Genomic DNA, 18,530 nt, shown 5'->3' on the forward strand with positions numbered 1-18,530 from the left:
AACTTATGGCATGTTTATTGCTTTATTTATTGTGGGCGGATTTTGTCGTTTTTGCGATCAAAATACCGTATTTTTCTGGGGGTATGAGAGAAAAGTGGTTTTTTTTGAGCGATAAGTCATTTTGAAATTATTTGTTACACACTAAAGTCTTTATTGCTTATATTTTCGTGACGTAAATCAAGACAGATGGCGGCTTCAAAGTGATAATAAGAATAAATATCATTTGTGCTTCATTACACGCTTATGTCTATCTGGCAAAAAACGCTTCTGTTGCTGTGTTGGCTGTTGAGTTGTTCAGTGGCAGTTGCCGCGACCGATTACGCTTCATTCATTCAGGATATCGAAACCCGGCTGGATAAAACGGCTCAGCTCTATGAGCAGCAAAAGCCGGATGATGCCCGCACTGAAGTTCAGATGGCCTATTTCGAGGTGTTTGAAAACCTTGAAGGCCCTATCCGCATCAACCTTTCCGCGCAAAAAAGCTATCAGCTAGAGGCCACGTTCGGTGAAATTCGCCGCATGATTGGCGAAGGGAAGCCGCAGGCCGAGGTACAGGCAAAAATTTCATGGCTGAAGGGTGAACTGGATGCCGTTCTGCCCGTGCTCTCAGAAGGCCACAAGCTGGTTGCACAGGAGCAGCACGGTGCCTATGACAACACTGATATCGCACCGTACTGGCAGCAGAGTTTTAAAATCATCGATGACCAGCTCGCGCTGGCCGTGACGGAATATCAGGCCGGTGATTACAAAAAGGCCAGCCAGAGCGTGCAGCAGGCTCACTATCAGGGGTTTAAAAACTCTGAAATGGAGATGTCGGTCAGACAAAATCGCTCGGCACAGCAGGCCGCTTCCATTAATCAACAATTCTCCGCGCTGATTACGTTAGCCGGCCAGCCCGACCAACTGACAGACGTCGCCTATCGGGTAACCACGCTGTTACAGGACATCGAAGATGTCTTACCGGGATTACCGACTACGCGCGATAGCCAGCAGGCGACGGCAACGCCTGCCGCGAACGCCGATACGGGTGCCGTACCGGATGCCAACTGGGCGAAAATTTCTGATGATATAAATCAGGCCATTGCTGCCGCGATTGCGCAGTACCGTCAGGGGCACGTCAAACCTGCCATCATGGCGGTGCAGGACACCTATTTCGATCTGTTTGAAGCCACTGGCATGGAGAACAAAATTGGTTCTCGCGATGCGGCGTTTAAATCTACGCTGGAAGGCTATTTCACTCGTCTGGTGAGCCTGATGAACGCCAAACAGCCTGCGGAACAGCTGCAGGGGCAGGCCGAGGCGTTACAGCAGGAACTGGCGAAGGCAGTCACCATGCTGGGCGACGGCGGTGAAACGCACTGGAGCCTGTTGATCTACAGCCTGCTGATTATTGTGCGCGAAGGTCTGGAAGCCTTACTGATTGTGGCGGCAATCGTGGCCTATCTGGTGAAAAACAACCAGCAGGACAAGCTGCCGCTGATTCGCCAGTCGGTTTATGTCGCGCTGCTGTGTAGCGTGATTACCGCCGTCATCTTCCAACTTGTGTTCACCAATTCCGGTGCCAGCCGTGAGTTGCTGGAAGGTATTACGATGCTGATCGCCGTGGTGATGCTGTTCTTCATGAGCTACTGGCTGTTGTCCAAAGTTGAGGCGCGACACTGGAAGGCCTATCTGGAAGGCAAGCTGTCCCATTCGCTGAGCAGCGGTTCCATGATCGGCCTGTGGCTGACCAGCTTTCTGGCGGTGTACCGCGAAGGCGCGGAAACGGTGCTGTTCTATTACGCGCTGGTCGGTGATGCCAGCAACATGGCGGGGCACCTCTCCATTCTGGCCGGGTTTGCCATCGGCTGTGTGATTCTGCTTATCGCTTATCTCGTGATGCGCTACACCATTGTCAAACTGCCGCTTAAGCCATTTTTCATGTTTACCGGCTGCTTTATGTACCTGATGGCGTTTGTGTTTGCGGGTAAGGGCGTGTTGGAACTGATCGAAGGCAAACTGTTTGAGCCGACGCTGCTGACCGGTGTCCCGGAAATCAGCGGGTTGGGTATTTATCCTTATGTGGAAACGCTGATTCCACAAGGCGTGCTGGTTGTCGCGGCGTTCATTGCCCTGTGGGTAATGCGGCGCAGGGCGTCTGCCGTCTGATAAAGAAAGTATTCGGCGTCAATTTAATACTGAAAGCAATAAGAGCAGCAAATAACCATAACAACCCCAATCGCTTAGCGAATTAAGCGAAGAGGGACGACTGAGATGAGGATGGGTTTGATGAATATGCAAAAAAGTCTGATCGCGGGTGCCGTTATTGCCGGTATTTTCACCGCGCCTGCCGCGCTGGCGTTTAAAGAACATCCAGCGGGTGAGCCGGTTTCCATGAACGAAATGGAAATTGCTGCTGTTTATCTGCAGCCTATCGACATGGAACCGCGTGGGATGGGCCTGCCTGCTGCGAAGGCGGATATCCATCTGGAAGCCGATATTCACGCTGCTGAAGGCAACAAAAACGGCTTCGGCGCTGGTGAATGGATGCCGTTCCTGACCATTGCTTACACCCTGACCAACACCGATACTGGTGCCAAGCAGGAAGGTACCTTCATGCCAATGGTTGCCAGCGATGGCCCGCACTACGGCGCGAACATCAAAATGATGGGCGTGGGTAACTACAAAGTGACTTATCACATCGATCCGCCATCAAAAGCCGGTATGCACCGTCACACCGATGGTGAAACGGGCGTAGGCCGCTGGTGGAAACCGTTTGATGTCAGCTTTGACTTCAAATACGTCGGCTTAGAATAAGATCTTCTGTCCGCGATGTTCTGTCGCGGTCATGTTCACGCCTCTGCGGGGATGTTATCGCTGCCCGCAGAGGCGGTGATTTTTCGGTTAGGGCACGGGTGCCACCAGACATCACACTCAACCGACGCACCTGTAACTTGAAGTATGACGAGAATATGAGTTATTTCTTTATCGCGACCCTTCAATCCTTCCTGCCGATAGCGCTATTGCTGGGATTGAACTGGAGCCATCGTTCTACGCCGACAATCAGGCCGCTTGGCTGGATCACGCTGCTGGCGCTGTTTGCCGGTACGTTTATTGGCGTACATTTTCCTAACGGGCAGGCGTTTCTGCTGGGGTTTACGGCGCTTCAGGCGCTTGCCTTGATCCTGTTTCTGGTCTGTCAGTGTTTTTCCCACTCGCGTCTTGGCTATCTGTGGCAGGCGCTGCTGGTGGCCGGTTCGGCGGTGCATTGGGGCAGCGATCCTAATCTGACCGCGCTGACGACGACCCATGTGGTGAATACCGATCTGCTGCTGAATTTCAGCGCCGTGGTGCTGGCATTTGGCTGGCTGGTGTTCTGTGCCGCACTGTGCGGCATGATCGTGCGCCGCATTCGTTTACTACGCTGGCCGCTTCTTGCGCTGTTAGTCGCACTGCTACTGCTACCGATCAGCGGTAATTTACTGCTGCTGTTGATGAAATTACAGGTGCTGGGGCTCACCAAGCCGCGCCTGAGCTACGTGGCGCACGTCACCAACAGCGCGTATTTATTAAATTACCTCAGTACGTTGTTCATGGCGGCGTTGGCCGTGGGGCTGGTCTGGCCGCTGCTGCATGCGCGTCGTCAGATGCTGGCGGAACATGAAGCGATTGAAAAGCGTAAAGCGACGGCAGGTTATCGCACAGTACGCCGTACGCTGCTGGCGACAGTCACGGCGCTGCTGGTAGTAGTGTTGGCTCAGCTTTATTGGGACAAGGTCGCGTCACAGCCGCCTCGTCTGTCGGAAGCACAGCCGGTGACGCTGGCGGCGGATGGCAAAGTACATATTCCGATTGAACAAGTGCGTGATGGCAAGCTGCACCGTTTTGTATGGATTGCCGATGATGGCAAGGCCGTGCGCTTTTTCATCATTAACCGCTATCCCGATCGCCTGCGTCTGGGCGTGGTGTTTGATGCCTGCCTGCTGTGCGGCGATCAGGGCTATGTGATGGAAGGTAATCAGGTCATTTGTGTCGCCTGCGGGGTGCACATTTTCATTCCTTCTATCGGCAAGGCGGGCGGCTGTAATCCGGTGCCGATTGAAGGGTGGAGCAACGACGATAATGAACTGGTGATTGGACGGGCATCACTGGCGGCAGGCACGAACTATTTCTCGACGGTGGTATCGATGGACGTCATCGATCCGGTTGATGGTTCCAAACTGACCAACGTGAACGCGGAGCATAAATATCGTTACGGCGGTAAAACGTACTTCTTCTCGTCGGAGGCCAACTATAACCGCTTCCGCGAAAGTCCCGCGAAATTTGCCACTGCCAAAGCAGCGGCAACTGGCGAGCAGGCTGAGGGGGAATAATCATGCTGTGGCGACTGTTACGTCAGTCCTGGCGCAGAAATATTCGGCGTAAATCGCTGGCGGTGCTGACTGTGTTTTTGGCGGCGGGGTTGATCTCCGCGCTGCTGGCGGTATCCATCGACATCGGCGACAAAATGGCGCGCGAGCTGAAGTCCTACGGGGCGAATATTCTGATTGAGCCAGCAGGGCAAGCGGCGCTGCCTGCGTTGTTTGGCGAACGCAGTAATCCGTTGGAAGGGCAAGACTTCCTCGACGAAGCCGAGTTGCCGAACATCAAAGATATCTTCTGGCGCAATAACATTGTCGGGTTTGCGCCGCTGTTGAGCGGTGATGTTGAGATCAACGGGCAGCCGGTTGCGGTGCTGGGCACCTTCTTTTCTCAGCCTGTCGCCGTGCCGGACGAAGAGGACTACCGCACGGGACAAATGACCGTTAGCCCTTACTGGCAGGTGGCAGGACAGTGGCCGCAGGAACCGGTGACGGTGGAAAACGTGGCGCAGACGCTGGTGGGAAAACAGCTGGCGGCGCAAACGGGCTGGAAAGTCGGCGATAAACTCGCGCTGCACGGCGCAAAAGGGGACGCAACGGTAGAGGTAAGCGGCATTCTGAGCAGCGGGGGTGATGAAGAAAGCCGTTTGGTCATGCCGCTGGCAACAGTGCAATCGCTGCTGGGGCTGACTGGTAAAATTCAGGCGATTCGTGTGTCGGCGTTAACCGTGCCGGAAAACGAACTGTCGCGGCGGGCGCGGGAAAATCTGGAAGCACTGAATGCCGAAGAGTATGACCTCTGGTACTGCACCGCATATGTCTCTTCGATTGCACACCAGTTGGAAGAAGCCATTTCTGGCTCGGTGGTGCGCCCCATCTGGCAGGTCGCCGCTTCGGAAGGGGTAGTGATCGACAAGATCCAACTGCTTCTGGCGGTGGTGACCTTCGCGGCACTGGTCGCTTCTGCAATGGGAATTGCCTCGCTGATGACCAGCACGATTATGGAGCGTGCCAAAGAGATCGGGCTGATGAAAGCGCTGGGTGCTCGCCAGTGGCAGATCATGCTGCTGTTTTATCTCGAAGCGGCACTGAGCGGGCTGGCCGGCGGAATCGCGGGCTGCGTCGCAGGCTGGGGGCTGGCGAAAGCCATTGGCCTGATGCTGTTTGGCGTACCGTTGAGTTTCGCGTGGATCGTGATTCCCTGCGTACTGGTGATCTCGGTGTTGATTGCCATTATCGGAACGTGGTTCCCGGCGCGCCGGATTGCCGGACTGTACCCGGTGGAGGTGCTGTATGGACGCTAATAGCTGGATGAACAGCATGTTCTGGCGGCTGGTGTTCCGCGCGCTGCGGTTGCGTATGCAGCGCGTCAGCGTGGTGTTCGCGGCGCTGATGGTTGGGGCGGCGATTGTGACGGCAATGTCCGCCGTCTATTTCGATATTAACGCCAAGATGAGTCAGGAACTGCGTACCTTCGGCGCGAATTTTTATATCGGCCCGGCGCGGGGTAATACGATCCCACAGAGTACGTTTCAGCCGATTATCGACAACGCACCGGCTGGGTTAATCAATGCATCCAGCCCTTATCTGTACGGCATGGCGCGTACGGAGCTGGAGAAAGTGGTGCTGATGGGCGTGTGGTTCGAGTCGCTGCGGCAGTTGGCACCGTACTGGCAGGTCACCGGTAACTGGATTGGCGTGAGCTTCGATGACCGTAACGCGATGATCGGGGTGAAGCTGGCGCAGCGCCTGAACGTTAACGTCGGCGACAGTATCACGCTGGTGGGCGACGGCGGGAAGCAGCGATTGCAGATCAAAGGCATCGTGGAATCCGGCGATGCGACGGACAACATGCTGATCGTCAATCTGGAGCTGGCGCAAAAGTGGCTGGATAAAGAAGGCGCGATCAGTAATGCGCTGCTGAGCGTCAGCAACGATCTGGGACAGGTCGATCGCTTCGCCGCCCAGCTCCAGCAGCAGTATCCGCAACTGGAGATCCGCCCGATCCTGAAAGTGTCGGCGTCGGAAGGCCAGGTGTTGAATAAAATCAAAGGGCTGATGGGGCTGGTATCGGCGGTGATCCTGGTGCTGTCTTCGCTGTGTGTCAACACCACGCTGATGGCGATTGTCGGGGAACGCGCGCGCGAATTTGCGCTACAGAAAGCGCTGGGCGCGAGCGGGCGAGACATTATCCGGCAGATGTTGGCGGAAACCGGCATCATCGCGCTGGCGGCCGTGGTGTGTGGTTCGCTGCTGGGTTATCTGCTGGCACAGGTGCTGGGGCTGGCCGTCTTCAACGCGACGATTTCCCTGCGTTTGCCCGTGTTTCCGCTCACGCTGGGGCTATCCTTGCTGGTTGCTGCGGTAGCGGCGGTGGTTCCTACCCGGCGGGCGATTTATGTTGAACCGGCCAAAGTCTTGAAAGGAGAGTAGGTCGATGTCTGTAGAGGTGAACGTGCAGGAAAGGGCACAGACCGCGGAGGCGGTGATTGAAACTCGCCAGCTCTATAAACGCTTTGGTCAGGTTACCGCGCTGGAGAACATCAATATCCGCATCGCGCGCGGCGAGTTTGTCGCCATCATGGGCGCGTCCGGCTCGGGTAAAACCACGCTGATGAATATTCTTACCTGTTTGGATACGGTGAGCGAAGGGCAGGTCTTGCTGGATGGCGTTGACGCGGCTGCATTGGACGAGGAAGGACGGCGTCAGTTTCGTGCTGATAAGATTGGGTTGGTCTTTCAGCAGTTCCACCTGATTCCGTTTTTGACCGCGCTGGAGAATGTAATGCTGGCGCAGCATTACCACAGCGTGGTCGATGAAGCGGCGGCGCAGCGCGTGCTGGATCAGGTTGGTCTGGCGCATCGCGTGAATCACTTACCGAGCCAGCTTTCCGGTGGTGAACAGCAGCGCGTGTGTATTGCCCGTGCGTTGGTGAACGAACCTCCTGTGATTTTCGCTGATGAACCGACGGGAAATCTGGATGAAGAGAACGAACGGCGGGTGCTGGATCTGCTGCAAGATCTGCATCGGCAGGGGCGCACTATCGTGATGGTGACGCACAATCCTGAGCTGGGGCGGTTTGCTGACCGCATTATCCGCCTGCAACACGGCAAGTATTTCGGTGAAGAGGTGAATCATCATGAAATGGCGTAACGGGATTACCGCACTCTGTCTGCTGGGGGCAATGGCGCTGAGCGGCTGCAAGGAAGAACAGGTGAGCGTCGGGGCACAGGCACCGGCGCTGGCGGTCTATGATTTAGCCGGCCAGCAGGTGGACCTGTCGCGCTGGCAGGGGAAAAGCGTGTACCTGAATTTCTGGTCATCGGGCTGCGGCGGCTGCATGGTGGAAATGGGCGCGCTGGAAAAGCTGAGCCAGGAGTATGGCGATAAAGTAGTCGTGGTCGCAGTGAACACCGATCCTGACGGCGTGGATATCACCTCAATGCTGGCGCACCATAACGTGACCTATCCGGTGGTGCGCGATCAACTGGGCATTACCAAAGAGCGTTATCAGGTCAGCGGCACGCCGACCTCATTTATTATTGATGCCAACGGCAAGGTGACCGATCAGCATCAGGGCGCAAGAGATGAAGCGCAACTGACCGCGCTGTTCCAGAAGCTGGCAAGCCGGACATAAAGGCCGGCTATTTTCACAGCATGTCAGGCGTACCTTTACTCTGCCCGTGAAATCGGAATCTGAACCTCCACAACCGTTGATTTTTTCACAACGACAGGCTCCGGTTTCACCCGCATGGCGTAGATTACGCCGACAATCAGACAGCTGATGCCGCAAAGCGTCAGCAGCGGTGGCCAGGATTGCCGGATGATGAAGGCATAGGTGAGTCCTGCCAGCGTTTCAAACACAATCAGCGGCCCTACCAGCACCGTTGGCAGGCGCTGGCTGGCTTCGTTCCAAAACAGTGTACCAATCCACGAACAAAACAGCCCAATCGCTAGCATAAGTGGGATGAAAACCTCAGGTCGTGGTCCGAACGGCTGCGTAAAGGTGCTATCCGTTAGCGCCAGATGGCCGCACACCAGCAGATAGCCCAGCAGCGCCAGCGGTAGCGTGACCAGCCCTTGTGCTGTGGCCCAGGTGGTCGGCGTATTGCCTTTGTGGTCGCGCAGCCAGCGGGCGTTGCGCAGCGGATACCACGTCCAGCAAATGACCGCGCAAAATGCCATCGCAATGCCGCTGGCATAACGCCATAAATCGAATTCAATGGTCGTTCCTTTCAGTTCCGCAATGTTGACGCAGACCAGACCGGCCGCAATCAGCAGCAGCGAGGGCAGCAGCCGACGCCAGGCTACACGGCCATCATGCTTGCTGTATAACATGTTGGCGGTAACGGAAATCACCACGGGAAGGGTGCCGATAATCATCGTCGAGATCGGCGCACCGGTACGCTGGATGGCGCTGGCGAGCAGGAAGTAATACAGCAGGTTGCCGATAATCGTGAGCTTCGTGGCTTCCAGCCAGTCGCGGCGGGTTAACTGGCGCAGACGACGGCGGTCGAGCCACGCCAGCGGTAAGGCAATCAGCCCAAAGGCCAGATAGCGTCCGGTAGACTGCAAGGCCGCAGAGTAGTCCGGTACGATCAATGGCCCAACGAAAATCAACCCCCACATCAGCCCGGCGGCAAGCGCAAATAAAACACCTATCAGCATGATAAACCCATTTTTTCACAATAGTGCATGGCGCCAGTCTAGGGAGAGTCGGCGATGAATTATTGTAGGATATTGCTGTTTATTGTCCGAGGGAGGAGGTTAGCGCCGAACCGGATAAACCTGTTTTTGGTAGCGAATAGGCGTGACGCCATAGCGCTGAGCGAAGGTGCGGGTCAGATGTGCCTGATCGGTTAGCCCGACGGCGATGGCGACATGAGCGGCCGCCATACCGCGCGTCAGCATCTGTTTCGCCTCATATAGCCGAATTGCCATCAGCATCTGGTGCGGCGTGACGTGATATTGGGCTTTGAACTGGCGCAGGAAATGATACGGGCTCAGGGACACCAACGCCGCCAGATCTTTTAAGGTAACGGGATGAGCGAAGTTTTCCCGCAGATAGGCTTTCACTACATCAAAGCGGTGCAGCGGTTCAATCATCTGGCGTTGTGCGATGTGCGCGTGTGGTCGGAAAAGTTCAATCAACGACAGCAGCAGGCTTTCACTCGCTAACGGGTCGGTTGTCTGCCACAGTGCGGCCAGCGTCATCGCCAACTGACGTGCCGTTGCGGGATCGTGGCGCACGACATCGGTAAACCACCAGCCTTTCTCACCGGAGACGTTCTCCAGCACATCGGGCGGGATGTAGATCATGCGATAGCGCCAACCGTCTTCCGTCGCTGATTCCCCCGTGTGCAGTTCATCAGGGTTCATCAACACGAGTGAATCGACAGGTGCAATATGCTTGGCGCCACGGTAGCGGAATTGCTCTGCGCCGTCGTCAATGGTGCCAATACCAAACGCCTCATGCGTGTGCGGTTCAAAGGCATAACGGCAGATATGCGCGTGATAAAGCTCGATGCCGGGCAGCGTCGGCAAATGCCGGAACTGGGCATAGTCTCTCTCATCGGTAAACTGTTCCGGTACACCCTGCATGTTGTCACCTTGTCTCTCATTCTGATTTCCATCATAGCAGCGATAGCACGTCAGCTTGAAGTCGTGTGGCTTATTTAACGTGAACGGAAATGCTGAAAAAGGGGATAAAAACGCCGGGATAAATAGATCAGAAAGGCATAAATCATAGCGAAATGGTTGATTGACGGCGCACGTGTGGCAAAAGTGGCGTTGTCTAACTTTTTGATTTTAAAATTTATGTCTATTTCTTGTTAGGTAAGGCTGTGCGGCAGACATACCGTTAGTATAAAAAAATATAATCAACTCCATTTGCTTATTTGTTCTGGCTCTCATTACTTGCATCAATATTGCTATCTGTAATAAAGAACAAGGGAGTGAAAGGTGAACTTTCAGCAACTGAAGATTATTCGTGAATCAGCACGGTGCAATTACAACCTGACCGAGGTGGCGAATACGCTGTTTACCTCTCAATCCGGCGTGAGCCGCCATATCCGCGAGCTGGAAGAAGAGCTGGGGATTGAAATCTTCATTCGCCGCGGCAAGCGTCTGTTAGGTATGACCGAACCGGGAAAAGAGCTGCTGGTGGTGGCGGAGCGCATTCTGAATGACGCCAGCAATATCCGGCGGCTGGCGAATGTTTTCACCAATAACGATACTGGCCAGTTGGTGATCGCGACCACGCATACGCAGGCACGTTACAGCCTGCCGCCGGTGATTAAAGCCTTCCGTTCTCTGTACCCACAGGTGCGTCTGGTGCTGAATCAGGGCACGCCGGATGAGATCGTGGCGATGCTCCATTCCGGTGAAGCGGATATCGGTATTGCCAGTGAACAGTTGATTAACGATCCCTCGCTGGCAGCGTTCTCCTACTATCGCTGGCACCATTCTGTCATTGTGCCGGAGGATCACCCGTTGACGCAGGAGCGGGTGATTACGCTAGAGATGCTCAATGCGGAGCCGCTGATTACCTATCGTCAGGGAATTACCGGTCGCTCGCGTTTGGATCGCGCGTTTCAGGCGGTGGGGATGTCACCGGATATTACGTTGAGCGCGCAGGATTCGGATGTGATTAAAACCTATGTTGAGCTGGGGCTTGGCGTCGGGATTGTGGCCGATATGTCATACGATCCCGCGCGCGATACCGGGTTGGTGCGGTTAAATGCCGAGCATTTGTTTGAAGCGAATACGGTCTGGCTGGGGTTAAAAAAGGGTCAGTTACAGCGTAACTATGCCTGGAAATTCATTCAGCTGTGTAACACGGAACTGTCGCTGGATGATATTAAAGATAAGGTGTTCTCGGATAACGATGAAGCGGTGATTGATTACCAAATCTGAGTAACAGCATCGTTTCCTAACCCGATGCCCAGCCAGCGTTTTTTCTGGTTGGGCTGACATTTTCCTTTCGATTTCGCCGCGATTTTTTGTAGCGCGATGCCTGCCGTTTTCTGGGCTCGATTCAGCATAAATATGGTTTATTGTGCCGACAATCTGCTTGATCTGATCGTGCTGGAATAGTAGCATTCCTGTCATAACAATAACTTATGTCTGTATTTTTGTTAAGTGATACAAATAGTTGTGCGTTTTTATTGAATAATTATGTTAACGATTTTTGTATCACAATAGAAAAATTACTCTAAATCATTCGAGCAGCAGAATAAAACGATCGCGTTTTTAACCGTGCGTATGCAGCTTGAAAGAGGCGGGATAATCCATCAGACATCCTTCTCAATAGTCAGTCACCTCCACGTTGATTTTTTCGGTTCGCATTGCGCCGGAGTCGCGCTAGCGCCATGTTTGTGATGGCGGGGAGTTTAAAACGGAAAATGACGATGAAAACACAAAAAATCAGCCTTGCCTGGCAAATCCTTATCGCGTTGGTTCTTGGTATTGCACTCGGTGCCGTGCTGCATGAACAACAAGAAAGCCGCCAGTGGCTCATCAGCAATATTCTTAGCCCTGCGGGCGACATCTTTATCCGCCTGATTAAAATGATTGTTGTTCCGATCGTGATCGCTACATTGATTGTCGGGATTGCGGGCGTAGGGGACGCTAAAAAGCTCGGACGCATCGGCTTCAAAACCATTCTCTATTTTGAAATCATCACGACGGTGGCGATTATCCTTGGCATCACGTTGGCGAACATCTTCCAGCCAGGCCATGGCATTGACATGTCGACGCTGACCGCCGTGGATATCTCGCAGTATCAAAAGACTACCGAGCAGGTGCAGAGCGGTTCGCACAGTCTGGTGGGGACGGTGCTGTCGCTGATCCCGCCGAATATCTTCGCGGCGATGGCACACGGTGAAATGCTGCCGATTATTTTCTTCTCCGTGCTGTTTGGTTTGGGGCTCTCTTCGTTGCCGAAAGATCACCGTGACCCGCTGCTGAACGTCTTCCGCGGCGTGTCGGAAACGATGTTCAAGGTGACCCACATGATCATGCGCTACGCACCGGTTGGGGTATTTGCGCTGATTTCCGTCACGGTGGCCAACTTCGGTTTTGCGTCGCTGTGGCCGTTAGCCAAGCTGGTTATGCTGGTTTACGCCGCGATTTTCTTCTTCGCGCTGGTGGTGCTCGGCATCGTCGCTCGGTTGTGTAAGCTGCGTATTACGATGCTGATCCGTATTCTGAAAGATGAGTTGATTCTCGCGTACTCCACCGCCAGCTCTGAAACCGTGCTGCCGCGTATCATCGAAAAAATGGAAGCCTATGGCGCGCCGAAGTCGATTACCAGCTTCGTCGTGCCGACTGGCTACTCTTTTAACCTTGATGGCTCGACGTTGTACCAGAGTATTGCGGCGATCTTCATCGCGCAGCTGTACGGCATCGAACTGTCGATTGGGCAGGAAATCGTGCTGGTGTTGACGCTGATGTTGACGTCCAAAGGCATTGCCGGCGTACCGGGGGTGTCATTTGTCGTGCTGCTGGCTACGTTGGGCAGCGTCGGTATTCCGCTGGAAGGTCTGGCGTTCATTGCGGGCGTTGACCGTATCCTCGATATGGCGCGTACCGCGCTGAACGTGGTTGGAAATGCGCTGGCGGTACTGGTCATCGCCAAGTGGGAACACCAGTTTGATGAGAAAAAAGCGCAGGCCTACGAGCACGAAATAAAGGGAATCAGTACGCAGCCTGCACAGCAGGGATAGTCCCGAAAAGAAAAAGAGAAACGGGTGCATCGGTTATTCAATGCACCCGTTTCCATTCTGAAGGGTGATTATCAACTAGGCCGCGTAGCTATTTATCACACCCGTTTCTAACGTTTGCGTGCGCCACAGCGCCTGTTGGATTCGTTCGGCATCTGTGGCGAAAGGCAGTCGTGAGGCAATTTTCGGTGCGATTTTCACGTGCTGCGCGATGTTTTCCACTAGCTGTGGGCGTTCGTTCAGACCGAGAGCGCTTAGCGTTATCGGGCTGCCGTAGCGACGCAGTTGGGCGAAGAGTTCTTCGCGGTCGGCATCGTTATCGTGTTCCAGAAATGCCTGTGCGGCCAGACCAAAACCGACTTTCTCACCATGCAGCCAGTCGTGCAGTTCCGGCAGGCGCGTCATGCTGTTGTGAATGGCATGGGCAACGCCGATGCGTGGCACCTCATCTTTCATACTGTTCGCGACGCCCGCCAGCGCGATAACGGCATCGATCACACGGCGCAGCGCCGGCGTGACCAGACCTTGCTCGTTATCTGCGATGGCCTGTTCGCCATACGCATTAAATGTTTCCACAGCCAGTTTCGCCGCCTGTGCTTTAAGCGCTAATGCCAGCCCGTCATCGCCGTGGCGCAAATAAGGTTGGAATTCATACCACTTCGCCAGCGCATCCACGATACCGGCTTTGAGATAACGCGAAGGGCTGTGAGCGATGATCTCGCTGTCCACCAGTACCCACACCGGTAACCGCGTCAGCGGAAAGGGGCCGTTGTGCGCACCGCTGTCGCTGTATATCACGCTGATCGGTGACCAAGCGGCGCAGGTAGCGGCAATGGTGGGGACGGCGATGACGGGCAACTGTCCCACAATGTCGCCGACGGCTTTGGCGACATCCAGCACACGCCCGCCGCCAATGCCTAAAATCAGTTCTGCGTTGAAGGCACGCGCCTGTGCGGTCAGCGCCTCGATCGCGGGTTTGGTGCAATCACCCGGCAAAAATTCGACCTGATAGCGCAAGCCGTGCTCATTGAGGCTGCGTTCGACAGCATCCGCCGTCGTTTTCCATGCCTGTGGACTGGTAATAATCAGTATGGTGTTGGCGTAGGGAGCCGCATAGTCACCGACAGAACGAATGACGCCGTCACGATTCAGATAGGTTTGTGGCGCTTGTATTGCAATCATGTTCGCGATCTCTCATCTCTGTGGGAAAAGACAAATCAGTTGTAACAGCGATATCGAGCGCCGCAAAAGAACAATTCTGGCTATCAATGGCTAGATTTCGCATAACCAGAATGGCGTTTAGCGCTGCATTCCCCAGCGTTTCACCGTGACCTTTTCGATGGTGGAAAACACCAGCCCTTCAACCAGCAGCCCGATGATGATGACGGACGCCAGCCCGGCGAAAACACGGTCAGTATAAAGCTCATTACGGTTCTGGAAGATGTACCAGCCCAAACCGCCATTGCCGCTGGATGCGCCGAAGACCAGCTCAGCGGCGATCAGGGTACGCCAGGCAAATGCCCAGCCGATCTTCAGACCGGAGAGAATCGACGGCAGCGCAGCGGGGATCAGGATCGTGTTGATATAGCGAAAGCCTGTCAGGCCGTAGTTGCGGCCTGCCATACGCAGCGTTTCCGAAACGCCGAGAAAGCCGGAATAGGTATTCAGCGCCATCGGCCACATCACGGAGTGGACGAGAACGAAGACCAGACTCTTTTCTCCCAGTCCAAACCACAGCAGCGCTAACGGCAGTAACGCAATCGCAGGGAGCGGGTTGAACATAGAGGTTAAGGTGCCTAAGAGATCGCGACCAAAACGGGTGGATACCGCCAACGCGCTGAGGGCCAGTGCCAGCAGGCTGCCAATGACATAGCCTTTTAGCAATGTGCCGAGGGAAACCACCATCTTATGCGGCAGTTCGCCGCTGGCGAGATCGTCGCGAAATGCCTGAAAGGTTTGCAGGAAACCCGGCAGCATCAGATCGTTGTTTTGCCAGCGTGCGGCGAACTCCCACAGCAATAGCAGCCCTGCCAACAGCACCAGCTTGCGAATCCAGGTTTGATTCCACAGGCGCGTGGTCAGCGGCAGAGGCTGGGTCAGTGTGAAGTCTTTCAGCGGCGCCAGTTCACGCTGATACTCGGGCCGCACGGGGGGCTGTATGCTCATAAGATTTACCTTGCGTAGAGGTGACGGGGGAAGGCACGTCAGTATCAGTTGGAAAAAGAAGATGGTGAATACGCTGTGCGGTGGTTTGAAAAGCTTCACTGCCCTGGTCGCTCAGCGCGAACTGATGGCAGTTGATTTCCGCTCGCACACGACCCGGATGGGGGGAGAGCAGTAAAACCCGGCTGCCGACGATCAGCGCTTCTTCAATCGAGTGGGTGACAAACAGCAGCGTGAATCGCACCTCTTCCCACAGCGCCAGCAGTTCTTCCTGCATTTTGCGTCGGGTCAGCGCATCCAGCGCGGCGAATGGCTCATCCATGAGCAGCACTTTCGGCTGCATGGTCAGCGCCCGCGCGATGGCGACGCGTTGCTTCATTCCACCGGATAACGTATGCGGATAGGCATCGGCAAATTTCGCCAGCCCGACCTTATCAAGAAAATAACGTGCGCGTTCCTCGGCTTCGGCTCGTGTTGCCTGACGGCTGGCAACCAGCGGAAACAGCGTATTTTCCAGCACAGTTTTCCACGGCGGCAGTTGATCAAATTCCTGAAAGACCATGATGCGATCCGGGCCCGGACGTGTGACTGGCTGACCTTCAAGGCGGATTTCGCCGTCTACCGGAGACAAAAAACCGCCGATAGATTTGAGCAGGCTGGATTTACCACAGCCTGAAGGCCCTAAGAGTACAAAGCGCTCGGCGGGAAAGACGTCGAAACTCACATCATGGGTGGCGCGAACCAAACTACGACGGGTTCGATATTCCAGTCCGACGCCATCAACCTGCAACAGCGGCTGGGCGACGGTATCGTGGGAGTGGTGTGTCATATTGTTCTCCTGCGTAGCGACGAGATGCTTGTCGAATGGGGTCGTGCTGACCGCTTAGCTACCCGGTTGGTCGTGGATTTCAGCAAAGAAATAGTCCTTCCAGGAGGCGGCTTTGTTTTTCAGCACGCCAAGCTGTTGCAACTTTTCGGCATAAACGTAGGTGCGTTCTGGCGTGATAGTGAAATCGATTTCGGGATCGGCGACGATACGTTTGACCAGTTCAGGATCCAGCTTCGATTTTTCTACCCGAATATAGGTTTCTGCCGCCGCGACTTTATCTGCTTTGATAATCTGGGACGCTTCTTTCAGCGCTTCATAGAAGGCGCGGTAGGTTTTCGGGTTTTCATCATGGAATTTCTGCGTGGTGTAGAGCACGTTGAACGTTGCCTGACCGCCCAGTACGTCATAAGAGCTTAGAATCTTGTGCACATTGGCATGTTCCAACGCCTGATATTGGAACGGAGGGCTGGAAAAGTGTGCATTGATTTCGGAACCCCCCGCGATCAGCGCCGCGCTGGCATCGGGATGCGGCAGGCTGACAGAAATCTTATCGAAACGTTTGAAATCTTCCGCGCCATAGAGCTTCGCGGTTTCGATTTGCAGCGTGCGAGACTGGAAACCTACACCTGCCGCAGGCACGGCGATACGGTCTTTATCGCTCAGATCGCGGATAGATTTCACTGCTGGGTTATTGCTGAGTAAATAGTTGGGCATCGAACCGAGCGAGGCGATTGCTTTCACATTCTGGCGACCCTGTGTGCGATCCCATACGGTCAGCATTGGCGGAACCCCGGCGGAGGCCACATCCAGCGCGCCGGATAGCAGGGCTTCGTTAATCGCCGTCGCACCAGAAAGTGTGCGCCAGTCTACCTTGATATCCAGGCCCTGCTGCTTACCGTGCTTCTCTATCAGGTTCTGGTCGCGCACCACATCCAGAACCAGGTAGCCGATGCCAAACTGCTGCGCAATGCTGATGCTGCCTTCCGCACTGGCGCCAAAGGCCGTTAGCGTCAGGCCGATTAGGGCAGCAAGGCGTGTGAAACGTGTCGATTTTTTCGCGGGGAGTGAGTGATTCATCAGTGTTGTCTCATTTTTAATAGTAATAGAATCGGCAATAAAGTAGTTCAGAGCCATCATTTATTATTTCAATAAAGAATACGTAATAAGGGAGGTATGAAAGAAGGCATCCTATTTTCTTGGCGTGTCGCTGATAAAGTGTTTTTTGGAATAAGTTAGAAGAAAGGCGATTTTAATTGGTGCTGAATAAGAGAAAACAAGTAAATAACCGCCTTAGCTAAATATTCGCTATAGATAGTCTTATTTGTCACTTATGGATAAAAATCGGCGCGTTATAGTGGCGACAATGTTAATTGCTATTCTTTATACCGAGAAAAATATGCCTGTCTTTACTCATCATTATTTACGCGATTATTTACGTGACCGCCTGACAGAGAATGACGTCGATGCATCAATTGCCGGAACGGTGGCGGATAATCTCGTTGAATCCAGCCTGAAGGGGCATGACTCGCACGGCGTCAGTATGTTGCCGCGCTATATCGACGCTATTCGGGAAGGTGGGCTTTCGCCCCACGCACTGGCGGAGAAAACGCTGGATTTCGGTCCGCTCATTTCGTTTGACGGGCAGCAGGGCTTCGGGCAGGTGGTCGCAAAGCAGGCACTGACGGAAGGCATTGCGCGTGCGCAAACGCACGGTCTGGCGGTGGTGAGTTTAGCCAACGCACACCATTTGGGGCGTATCGGCGCGTGGGCGGAACAGGCCGCAGAAGCCGGGTTGGTATCGCTGCATTTCGCCAATGTGTATACCAAACCAGTGGTGCTGCCGTGGCAGGGGCAGCAGGCGCGCTTCGGGACGAACCCGTTCTGTGCAGGGATTCCGGTTGAACACGACGATCCGGTGATTCTGGATTTTGCTACCAGCGTGATTGCAGGTAACAAAGCGCGTATCGCCTGGAACGAGGGCAAATCGGTCGCGCCCGGCTGCATCGTCGATAACGAAGGTAACCCGACGGTCGATCCTCGCTGGCTGATGGAACAACCCTTGGGCGCGCTGTTGCCGTTTGGCGAGCATAAAGGATCGGGGCTATCGCTGGTTTGCTCTTTACTGGGGGCGGCGCTGACCGGTGGGAAAACCGAGCGCACGGCGAAAGGCGAGGGCAAGCAGATTATTAACAGTATGCTGTCGATTTTAATCGATCCGCAGAAATTAGGCGGTGCGGCCACCTATCAGCAGGAAATACCTGCGTTATTAGAATGGGTGCGCCAATCCCGCGATGATAATGAATTATTACTGCCGGGCGATAAAGAAAAACAAACCTATCGCCAGCGGCAGGAGAACGGTATTTTTGTCGATGATGTCAGTTGGGGACAACTCTCTTATTTAAATAAAAAAGTGGCCTGATGTATTAATTAATTATTTATTAACTTATTTAACTGATTTTTTATTTAACTCTATA

General features: G+C 54.3%; 16 protein-coding genes. 10 read left to right on the top strand and 6 right to left on the bottom strand.

From position 1 onward, the window contains the following. Positions 1 to 243 precede the first annotated feature (243 nt). The 7 genes from WCT94_RS16310 to WCT94_RS16340 all read left to right on the top strand — a co-directional run bounded on the left by WCT94_RS16310 (position 244) and on the right by WCT94_RS16340 (position 7,978). Complete coding sequence (locus WCT94_RS16310) at positions 244 to 2,148, top strand: FTR1 family iron permease (protein WP_336870428.1); 1,905 nt, start codon at positions 244 to 246, stop codon at positions 2,146 to 2,148. 120 nt (positions 2,149 to 2,268) lie between these two features. Continuing rightward, positions 2,269 to 2,796 carry an iron transporter gene (locus WCT94_RS16315; protein WP_336870398.1) on the top strand — a complete coding sequence of 176 codons (528 nt, stop codon included), beginning with the start codon at positions 2,269 to 2,271 and terminating at the stop codon, positions 2,794 to 2,796. Positions 2,797 to 2,951: 155 nt separating this feature from the next. Next, positions 2,952 to 4,352 (top strand): Fe-S-containing protein, encoded by a 1,401-nt coding sequence (locus WCT94_RS16320; protein ID WP_336870399.1) that lies wholly within the window; start codon positions 2,952 to 2,954, stop codon positions 4,350 to 4,352. A gap of 2 nt (positions 4,353 to 4,354) precedes the next feature. Next, positions 4,355 to 5,644, top strand: a complete 1,290-nt coding sequence (locus WCT94_RS16325) for an ABC transporter permease (protein WP_336870400.1) — start codon at positions 4,355 to 4,357, stop codon at positions 5,642 to 5,644. Continuing rightward, positions 5,634 to 6,773: an ABC transporter permease gene (locus WCT94_RS16330; RefSeq protein ID WP_336870401.1), complete on the top strand. Its 1,140-nt coding sequence runs from the start codon at positions 5,634 to 5,636 to the stop codon at positions 6,771 to 6,773. The genes WCT94_RS16325 and WCT94_RS16330 overlap by 11 nt, the downstream gene beginning before the upstream one ends. 4 nt (positions 6,774 to 6,777) lie before the next feature. Further along, the gene (locus WCT94_RS16335) at positions 6,778 to 7,494 is read left to right on the top strand and encodes an ABC transporter ATP-binding protein (RefSeq protein ID WP_336870402.1); all 717 of its coding nucleotides are present in this window, start codon (positions 6,778 to 6,780) and stop codon (positions 7,492 to 7,494) included. Then, positions 7,481 to 7,978 (top strand): TlpA family protein disulfide reductase, encoded by a 498-nt coding sequence (locus WCT94_RS16340; RefSeq protein WP_336870403.1) that lies wholly within the window; start codon positions 7,481 to 7,483, stop codon positions 7,976 to 7,978. Before WCT94_RS16335 ends, WCT94_RS16340 begins: the two co-directional genes overlap by 14 nt. A gap of 35 nt (positions 7,979 to 8,013) precedes the next feature. Here WCT94_RS16340 and WCT94_RS16345 read toward each other — a convergent pair whose 3' ends face one another. Both WCT94_RS16345 and WCT94_RS16350 read right to left on the bottom strand, forming a co-directional pair. Beyond that, the gene (locus WCT94_RS16345) at positions 8,014 to 9,009 is read right to left on the bottom strand and encodes a DMT family transporter (protein ID WP_336870404.1); all 996 of its coding nucleotides are present in this window, start codon (positions 9,007 to 9,009) and stop codon (positions 8,014 to 8,016) included. 99 nt (positions 9,010 to 9,108) lie between these two features. Continuing rightward, positions 9,109 to 9,942 carry an AraC family transcriptional regulator gene (locus WCT94_RS16350; protein ID WP_336870405.1) on the bottom strand — a complete coding sequence of 278 codons (834 nt, stop codon included), beginning with the start codon at positions 9,940 to 9,942 and terminating at the stop codon, positions 9,109 to 9,111. 360 nt (positions 9,943 to 10,302) lie between these two features. Between WCT94_RS16350 and cbl the strand changes: the two genes are divergently transcribed. Together cbl and gltP are read left to right on the top strand one after the other, a co-directional pair. Next, a complete protein-coding gene (cbl, locus tag WCT94_RS16355) occupies positions 10,303 to 11,256 on the top strand; it encodes an HTH-type transcriptional regulator Cbl (protein WP_225087518.1) in 954 nt (317 codons plus the stop codon). A 494-nt stretch (positions 11,257 to 11,750) separates the two neighbouring features. Then, complete coding sequence (gene gltP / locus WCT94_RS16360; RefSeq protein WP_336870406.1) at positions 11,751 to 13,067, top strand: glutamate/aspartate:proton symporter GltP; 1,317 nt, start codon at positions 11,751 to 11,753, stop codon at positions 13,065 to 13,067. 75 nt (positions 13,068 to 13,142) lie between these two features. Here gltP and WCT94_RS16365 read toward each other — a convergent pair whose 3' ends face one another. From WCT94_RS16365 to WCT94_RS16380, 4 genes are all read right to left on the bottom strand, one after another. After that, entirely contained in the window at positions 13,143 to 14,246 is a 1,104-nt protein-coding gene (locus WCT94_RS16365; RefSeq protein WP_336870407.1) for an iron-containing alcohol dehydrogenase family protein, read from the bottom strand. Between the two features lie 117 nt (positions 14,247 to 14,363). Then, complete coding sequence (locus WCT94_RS16370; RefSeq protein ID WP_336870408.1) at positions 14,364 to 15,230, bottom strand: ABC transporter permease; 867 nt, start codon at positions 15,228 to 15,230, stop codon at positions 14,364 to 14,366. Beyond that, complete coding sequence (locus WCT94_RS16375; RefSeq protein ID WP_015839670.1) at positions 15,190 to 16,056, bottom strand: ABC transporter ATP-binding protein; 867 nt, start codon at positions 16,054 to 16,056, stop codon at positions 15,190 to 15,192. Before WCT94_RS16375 ends, WCT94_RS16370 begins: the two co-directional genes overlap by 41 nt. Positions 16,057 to 16,110: 54 nt before the next feature. Then, a complete protein-coding gene (locus WCT94_RS16380; RefSeq protein WP_336870410.1) occupies positions 16,111 to 17,133 on the bottom strand; it encodes an ABC transporter substrate-binding protein in 1,023 nt (340 codons plus the stop codon). A 319-nt stretch (positions 17,134 to 17,452) separates the two neighbouring features. Between WCT94_RS16380 and WCT94_RS16385 the strand changes: the two genes are divergently transcribed. Further along, positions 17,453 to 18,475 carry a malate/lactate/ureidoglycolate dehydrogenase gene (locus WCT94_RS16385; protein WP_194429899.1) on the top strand — a complete coding sequence of 341 codons (1,023 nt, stop codon included), beginning with the start codon at positions 17,453 to 17,455 and terminating at the stop codon, positions 18,473 to 18,475. The last annotated feature ends 55 nt before the right edge of the window (positions 18,476 to 18,530 follow it).

Source organism: Pectobacterium sp. 1950-15, from assembly GCF_037136835.1.
In the GTDB taxonomy this organism is placed as follows: domain Bacteria; phylum Pseudomonadota; class Gammaproteobacteria; order Enterobacterales; family Enterobacteriaceae; genus Pectobacterium.

Coding starts and splice junctions, on each gene's coding strand:
- WCT94_RS16385 (WP_194429899.1), top strand. CDS start 17,453: ATGCCTGTCTTTACTCATCATTATTTACGCGATTATTTACGTGACCGC.
- WCT94_RS16330 (WP_336870401.1), top strand. CDS start 5,634: ATGGACGCTAATAGCTGGATGAACAGCATGTTCTGGCGGCTGGTGTTC.
- WCT94_RS16350 (WP_336870405.1), bottom strand. CDS start 9,942: ATGCAGGGTGTACCGGAACAGTTTACCGATGAGAGAGACTATGCCCAG.
- WCT94_RS16370 (WP_336870408.1), bottom strand. CDS start 15,230: ATGAGCATACAGCCCCCCGTGCGGCCCGAGTATCAGCGTGAACTGGCG.
- WCT94_RS16340 (WP_336870403.1), top strand. CDS start 7,481: ATGAAATGGCGTAACGGGATTACCGCACTCTGTCTGCTGGGGGCAATG.
- WCT94_RS16335 (WP_336870402.1), top strand. CDS start 6,778: ATGTCTGTAGAGGTGAACGTGCAGGAAAGGGCACAGACCGCGGAGGCG.
- WCT94_RS16325 (WP_336870400.1), top strand. CDS start 4,355: ATGCTGTGGCGACTGTTACGTCAGTCCTGGCGCAGAAATATTCGGCGT.
- WCT94_RS16345 (WP_336870404.1), bottom strand. CDS start 9,009: ATGCTGATAGGTGTTTTATTTGCGCTTGCCGCCGGGCTGATGTGGGGG.
- WCT94_RS16320 (WP_336870399.1), top strand. CDS start 2,952: ATGAGTTATTTCTTTATCGCGACCCTTCAATCCTTCCTGCCGATAGCG.
- gltP (WP_336870406.1), top strand. CDS start 11,751: ATGAAAACACAAAAAATCAGCCTTGCCTGGCAAATCCTTATCGCGTTG.
- WCT94_RS16310 (WP_336870428.1), top strand. CDS start 244: ATGTCTATCTGGCAAAAAACGCTTCTGTTGCTGTGTTGGCTGTTGAGT.
- WCT94_RS16380 (WP_336870410.1), bottom strand. CDS start 17,133: ATGAATCACTCACTCCCCGCGAAAAAATCGACACGTTTCACACGCCTT.
- WCT94_RS16365 (WP_336870407.1), bottom strand. CDS start 14,246: ATGATTGCAATACAAGCGCCACAAACCTATCTGAATCGTGACGGCGTC.
- WCT94_RS16315 (WP_336870398.1), top strand. CDS start 2,269: ATGAATATGCAAAAAAGTCTGATCGCGGGTGCCGTTATTGCCGGTATT.
- WCT94_RS16375 (WP_015839670.1), bottom strand. CDS start 16,056: ATGACACACCACTCCCACGATACCGTCGCCCAGCCGCTGTTGCAGGTT.